This is a genomic window from Deltaproteobacteria bacterium (assembly GCA_030654105.1).
Taxonomy (GTDB): domain Bacteria; phylum Desulfobacterota; class SM23-61; order SM23-61; family SM23-61; genus JAHJQK01.
Window position 1 is genome coordinate 1 of sequence record JAURYC010000218.1, and the last position, 7,111, is coordinate 7,111.

Sequence of the window (7,111 nt, forward strand, 5' to 3'; positions counted from 1 at the left end):
TGAAACATTGCTAAAAATATTAGAGAGGGAAGGATACAATGTACTGACTGCCGCTGATGGCCAGGCGGCGTTGGAAATCATTCGTGAGCGTAAGGTCCACCTGATCCTATCCGATGTCTGCATGCCCAGGATGGATGGCCATAAATTGTTAAAGCTGGCCAAAGCAATCCTCCCCGATGTAGAAATCGTTCTCATGACCGGCCATGGCAAAATTGAAATGGGATTGGAGGCCCTGAAAGAAGGGGCTTTTGATTTCATCCAAAAACCCTTTACAAAGTTGACCCTGAATAAGACAATAAAACAGGCGCTAGAAAAGCAGGCAATGGCCGCGGAGATGCGCATCCTCAAAGAGCGGGTGCGGGAACTTATCACGGAAATCATGGATGTAATCGGAGAACCCGCAGTTCGTCGTTTGGAATATTCCCGGACACTGGGAGTCAATTCGTCCCATTGAACTCCTAATCCCAAAGACGGCCTAACAAGGGCTGATGGTATGGAAGATTTAAGGGTGATTCAAAGGCCGGGAAAGCCTCCTCCAGCCAGAGGCAGAGCAAGAAAAAGATGAGCTGGAATGACCGGAGATGGAGGTACCCGAAAGAAGGCCATCGGGGCGCAGAGGTTTTACTCGGCAAGTTCCCGGAAGATTCGGCCGATTGCCTTAGGTCCTCTCGACTTATCCCTACCTCGCGGAAACTCCCTGAAAAGCTGATTTTTCAAGAATTTTTTCGTCAAGCCAGCATTCGATGTTTGCTTTTTTAATTTTTTTGAATTAGCTGGGATGGAAAAATTAAGTAAAATATAAAAGAAGCATGAAAATATCTTACCGGAGGTAACCTATGGCAGAGGAGAAAAAAACAATCACCAGTATGATGGAAGAAACAAGGAAATTCCCCCCCCCGAAGGAATTCAGCCGAAAGGCCCATATTAAGAGCCTGGAGGAGTTTAAAAAAATATATAATAAGTCCATCGAGGACCCCGATGGATTTTTGGGAAAACAGGCTGAAGAGCTGGAGTGGTTCCAGAAGTGGGATAAGGTCTTGGATTACAGCTTCGGAGATAACCTGTACATCAAGTGGTTCCAGGGGGGGAAGCTTAACGTCACGGTTAATTGCCTGGACCGGCATCTGAAGACTTGGCGGAAGAATAAGGCTGCTCTGATCTGGGAGGGCGAGCCAGGGGATACCAGGACTTACACCTACCAGCAGCTTTACACGGAGGTCTGTAAGTTCGCCAACGTCCTGAAGAAAAAGGGCGTGAAAAAGGGTGACTGCGTAACTATCTATATGCCCATGATCCCCGAGTTGCCCATTGCCATGATGGCCTGCGCCCGTATCGGGGCCATCCACAGCATTGTTTTTGGTGGGTTCAGTGCCGATGCCCTCAAAGACCGCATCTTGGATGCCAACAGCACAGCCCTGATTACGACGGATGCCAGCTACCGCAGCGGCAAAATCATCGGCCTGAAGAGTAACGCCGACGCTGCCCTGGCCAGCTGTCCTGCGGTAAAAACCGTCATCATCTACAACCGCACCAATACCAAGGTGGATATGAAGGCCGGGAGAGATTTCTGGTGGCATGAAGAGATGGCCGCTCCGGACATTAAGCCGTTTTGCCCACCGGAGGTAATGGATGCCGAGGACCCGCTGTTCATCCTTTATACCAGTGGTTCGACTGGAAAGCCCAAAGGGGTTCTGCATACGACGGCCGGGTACCTGCTTTACGTCATGGTGACGTTCAGGTGGATCTTCGATTACCGGGACGAAGACGTATTCTGGTGCACGGCGGACATCGGTTGGGTCACCGGGCACAGTTATATTGTCTACGGCCCTCTGGCCGCTGGAGCCACCAGCGTGATGTTTGAAGGCGTTCCCAACTATCCCCAGCCTGATCGTTTCTGGGCCACGGTGGAAAAGAACGGAGTCAATATCTTCTACACGGCGCCCACCGCACTCCGGGCCATGATGCGCGACGGCGACCAATGGCCCTTGGGGCGAGACCTTTCTTCCCTCCGGCTCTTGGGGACCGTGGGGGAACCCATCAACCCTGAAGCCTGGATGTGGTACTACAAAGTCATCGGCAAAGAAAAGTGTCCTATTGTGGACACCTGGTGGCAGACCGAAACCGGCGGAATTTTGATCACCCCTCTCCCGGGAGCGATCGCCATCAAGCCAGGATCCGCGACGAAACCTTTTCCCGGAGTTGAGGCAGCGGTCATCCGCGAGGACGGCTCGCCAGCCGAGGTGAATGAAGGTGGATACCTGGTGATCACGAAGCCCTGGCCGGGAATAATGCGTACGGTCTATGGCCAGCACGAGCGCTTCAAGGAAACTTACTTCGTGCGCTTTCCGGGGATGTATAACACCGGCGACGGTGCCCGGGTGGATGAAGATGGAGATTTCTGGCTGATGGGCCGGCTGGACGACGTCATCAACGTCTCCGGTCACCGCATTGGCACAGCCGAAGTAGAAAGCGCCCTGGTCAGCCATGCAGCCGTGGCCGAAGCCGCGGTGGTGGGCATGCCCCATGAAATCAAAGGGCAGGGAATCTACGCTTTCGTCACCCTGAAAGCGGGCCAGCCCAAGACGGATGATTTGAAAAAGACCCTGGTGGCCCACGTGCGCAAGGAGATCGGACCGATCGCCACTCCGGATAAGATCCAGTTCGCCGACGCGCTGCCTAAGACCCGTAGCGGAAAAATCATGCGCCGTATCTTGAAGAAGATCGCCGCAGGAGATGTCCGCGAATTGGGCGATACCACCACCTTGGCCGACCCCTCGGTCGTCCAAACCTTAGTATCTGAAAGACAATAAAACTGGAAGAAAAGGGGCCTGGAGGGACGTCTGGCCAAGACGTCTCTCCGGAGGCCTTTTAACCCTTTTCTAAGGAGGCAATTTTTCATGTCCGATCGTATAACAAGTTCCTCTCTTCCGGCGAGTGACCACAATCGAGGTTGGATTGTTACCTTTGCCGGCACGGGGATCAATTTGGCATTGGGAGTCCTCTACGCTTGGTCAGTTATATCAAAGCAAATTACGAAAGAATGGGGGTGGAATGAAACCCAGACCGCCCTCCCTTATTCCGTGGCCATTGCTGTGTTTGCTTTTATGATGGTCCCGGCAGGAAGGCTTCAGGATAAGTTTGGCCCTCGCTTGGTGGCAACCTTAGGAGGATTTTTTTGCGGGATTGGTTTTATCGTAACCAGTTTAGGTCAATCTCTCACTGGTCTGATTATCGGTTTTGGAATTCTGGCCGGGACAGGAATTGGGTTCGGTTATGCTTCAGCTACTCCTCCGGCGGTGAAATGGTTCCCCCCAGCCCGGACGGGCTTGATTGCCGGGTTGGTCGTTGCCGGATTTGGGCTGGCCTCGGTTTACATTGCTCCTCTGGCCCATTACCTCTTGGGCAGTTTTGGAATTCAGAGCAGCTTCCTGATTTTGGGAATTGCTTTCCTAATCGTGGTTGTCGTTCTTGCTCAGTTGCTAAAAAATCCTGCAGCAGGATATAAACCCTTGGGGAACCCCATCGCCACTAAGGCTACGGCGAAGGGGAGTGCCCAGAGTGCGTCGGTGGCGAAGGATTACGAATGGCACGAAATGCTCCGTACCCCTCAATTCTATCTTCTATGGATCATGTATGTTTTTGGGGCAGGCGCCGGGTTGATGATCATAGGAAAATTGGCCAAGATCGTTGACCTTCAGGCAGGCATTAAAGCGGGATTCATATTCGTAGCCTTTTTGGCAGTGGGCAATGCTGCCGGGCGTATTGTGGCGGGTGTTCTTTCGGACCAAATCGGTCGTACCCGGACGATGTTTATTGTCTTTGTTTTCCAGGCAGTCCTCATGTTTTTACTCCGGGGACTGGACACGTACGGGACTCTTTTCCTGGCTTCGGTACTCATCGGGTTCAACTACGGGGCGAACCTTTCCGTTTTTCCCTCGGCGACCAAAGATTATTTTGGGATGAAGAATTTCGGGGTCAATTATGGGTTTGTTTTTACAGCCTGGGGGGTTGGGGGAATTCTTGGCCCAGTTCTTAGTGGTTGGATTTTCGATGCTTCTAAAAATTTCAGCAACGCTTACTTGATTGCTTCGGTATGCCTGCTGATTGCTGCGGGGCTTACCTTTGTTACCCGTGCGCCCAAGGCGAAGATAGAAGAAAAGGTTCTTCAAAAAGCTGCTTAAAAAAAACCCCTTCTCCCTGGTCCCAGAGAAGGGGTTTTTTATTCCAAGGCAGTAGAATTTTTATTTAGCCGGCTGGGCAACTGCAGCCAACTGGCCGCCAAAAGCCTCTAACCCTTTGTTAAAGGCAGGTTTTACCGCGATTTCCTTCCGCCTCTTTTTTAAGTCCACCAGCCAAAAGGAAAAATAAGCAGTTGCCACCATCGCCATGGAAGCCCCAATCGCAGTAAGAATGATGAGGTAGAATTTGGCCTGTTTGGGGACGATGGGATATCCCAAGATGTCAGCCGCATATGTACTGGAGATCCAGCAACAAAGGATAGCGGTGGTAATTATTAAAATTGTTAATTTTTTCATCTTCCCCGCCTCCTTTCCTATATTGTTTGTTGTTATCAATCCTTGCCCGAATAAAGAGCAAAGGGGATGCCATGGGAAAAAAGTCACTCGGATTATCTTTTTAATAACTTTTAACAATTTGATATTAAAAGAATTTTTTATCAAAGGATTTTTTAAATAATGAATCAATATTCGTTTTTTATAACCCCGATCCTGCCAAAATGGCAAAAAATTATTCCTTTTGCGGGTTTAAATAGAAATTTTGTCAAAATTAGGCGGAGCCAAGTAAAAATATTTTGACAATTTGTCTAAAATATTTCAAAAATTTCTTTTCCTCCAGTCCTCGTCCGAAATAATTTCTTAAAAAAGTTCACCAAAGCAAAAAAATTGAGATTTTTCCCTCGGTCTGATATATTGCAAAAAAAGGCTATGCTGTGAAACCATTTAAAGACTGGAAAATCCGCACCAAATTGATTAGCTTCACCCTGCTCTTGGCCCTCGTGCCTCTGGGGGTGGCAGCCATGCTTTCGCTCGGGAAATTCACCGAGGATTTGAAGCAGGCTTATGAATCGGACCTCGAGCACATCGTGACCAACATTCACGCCATGTGCAAAGCCCAGCAGGAGCTCTTACAGAATAAACTAACCGCTGACTTAAAAATTGCCCATTATGCCTTCTTTCAGCATGGGCCATACGTAAGGATTTCATCGGATCATTTCGTGCAGTTCATGGCCGAGGACCAATTCACCAATGAAAAAACCCCTATGCGCGTTCCTTTCTGGTCGATCGGCGGGAAAGCCATCACGGGAGATTACACAATTGTGGACGGTGTGCAAAAGCTGGTCGGGGGAACCTGTACTATTTTTCAGCGCATATCAGGGGATCGGCTCCTCCGCATCTCCACCAATGTCTTACGTGCCGATGGGACCAGAGCTGTAGGGACCTACATTCCCGCCTCCAGTGAGGTCACCAAAACCATCCTCCGGGGAGAGACCTACCGGGGGCGGGCCTTTGTGGTGAACGATTGGTACATTACTGCCTATGAGCCCATCGTGAACGCCAGGAAAGAAGTGATCGGCGCCCTCTACGTGGGGATACCGGAACAGGGGGCCGTGGCCCTTAAGACGGCCATCAGATCCATCAAGATCGGAAAGACCGGGTATGCCTTCATCATGGACGGTTCCGGAAGGTTGGTAGTTCACCCGGCCAAAGAGGGGGAGAGCATCCTGGAGGCCCGAGACTCGGCGGGATTCGAGTACATTAAAGAGATGGTCCGCAAAGCCCCTCTCTTGAAGGAGAATGAGGTAGGGACCCTCCGCTACCCCTGGGCTAACATAGAGTTGGGCGAGACCCATCCCCGGATGAAGATCAATAAATATCAATATTTTCGGGATTGGGACTGGATCATCGCCGCGGGCAGCTATGAAGAGGAGATTTTTGGAGGGGTGGCCCGCACCAAGTTTTTTATCACCTTAGTGGCCTTAGGTACCGTTGCCTTGGCCATCCTGCTGACCATCATGCTTTCCCGGGTGCTTACTCGGCCACTCCTGGAGCTGACCGCGGTCACAGCCAAGATGTCCGGGGGAGACCTGACCCAAAAGGTCAACCTCACCACAGGAGACGAGATTGGAATCCTGGCCAAGTCCTTCAACCGGATGGCGGATCAGGTCCTCAATTATACGCGAAACTTGGAGGACATCGTCCAAGCTCGTACCGTTGAGATTCAGGAGAAAGAAGAAAAATATCGCAACCTGTCCAACATGCTTAATAGCGTGCTGGAAAGCTCAACGGAGTATTCCATTATTGCGACGGACCCCAATGGGAACATCATCGAGTACAACAGCGGCTCAGTAAACCTCTTCGGATGGACCAAAGAGGAAGTGGTGGGTAAGATGCGAATCGGGAGAACCTTCCGCATAGACGACCGGTCGCGAGGCATCATCCAGGAGATCTCCCGCAAAGTGGAAGCGGAAGGCATGACCGAATATGAGCTGGAACGGGTTCGCAAGGATGGTACCCCCTTTACCGCTCACGCCATCGTCACCACGCTGAAAGATTCCTCGGGCAAGACGCTGGGATTCCTGGAGATCGCCCGGGACATTACCGAGAAGTTGGCTCTGGAAAGAGAGTTGTGGAAGACCAAGGATTACCTGGAAAACATTGTGCAGAGTTCGGTGGACGGCATCGTGACTACGGATCCCAAGGGGCGGATCACCTTTCTGAACCGGGCGTTTGAAGAGATGGTGGGGAGGTCCCGGGAGAATATCATAGGACTTCCTATTCATCAGTTTTACCTTAACGGGTTGCACGAAGCGCGGAAGATCATGGGGATCTTGCGGGGAAAAGGCACTCTAAAGAACTATGAAACGAAGGTGGTGAAAAAAAACGGAACTGTTCCGATCCTGACCTCGGCTTCCTTGCTAAAGGATGAATCCGGTCAGATCATTGGCACCCTGGGGGTTTTTAAAGACCTAACCGAGAAGAAAAGGTTGGAAGGAGAATTGAAAAAGACCCAAGCCCATCTGATCCAAGCCGGGAAGATGCGCGCCCTGGGAGAGTTGGTCGCCGGGGTGGCCCATGAGCTGAACAATCCCCTG

Annotated in this window: 5 protein-coding genes; 4 read left to right on the forward strand and 1 reads right to left on the reverse strand. The window is 50.9% G+C overall.

The annotated features are described in order from the left end of the window. From Q7V48_09060 to Q7V48_09070, 3 genes are all read left to right on the forward strand, one after another. Positions 1-454: response regulator (locus tag Q7V48_09060; GenBank protein MDO9210881.1), on the forward strand; the 454-nt coding region annotated here is incomplete at its 5' end. 382 nt (positions 455-836) lie between these two features. After that, on the forward strand, positions 837-2,810 hold the full coding sequence (gene acs, locus Q7V48_09065; GenBank protein MDO9210882.1) for an acetate--CoA ligase: 1,974 nt from the start codon (positions 837-839) through the stop codon (positions 2,808-2,810). Positions 2,811-2,897: 87 nt separating this feature from the next. Beyond that, on the forward strand, positions 2,898-4,181 hold the full coding sequence (locus Q7V48_09070) for an OFA family MFS transporter (GenBank protein ID MDO9210883.1): 1,284 nt from the start codon (positions 2,898-2,900) through the stop codon (positions 4,179-4,181). Between the two features lie 60 nt (positions 4,182-4,241). Here the strand turns inward: Q7V48_09070 and Q7V48_09075 are convergent, their stop codons facing one another. Then, complete coding sequence (locus Q7V48_09075; protein ID MDO9210884.1) at positions 4,242-4,535, reverse strand: hypothetical protein; 294 nt, start codon at positions 4,533-4,535, stop codon at positions 4,242-4,244. A gap of 413 nt (positions 4,536-4,948) precedes the next feature. Between Q7V48_09075 and Q7V48_09080 the strand changes: the two genes are divergently transcribed. Further along, a partial coding sequence (locus Q7V48_09080; protein ID MDO9210885.1) for a Cache 3/Cache 2 fusion domain-containing protein occupies positions 4,949-7,111 on the forward strand: 2,163 nt, incomplete at its 3' end.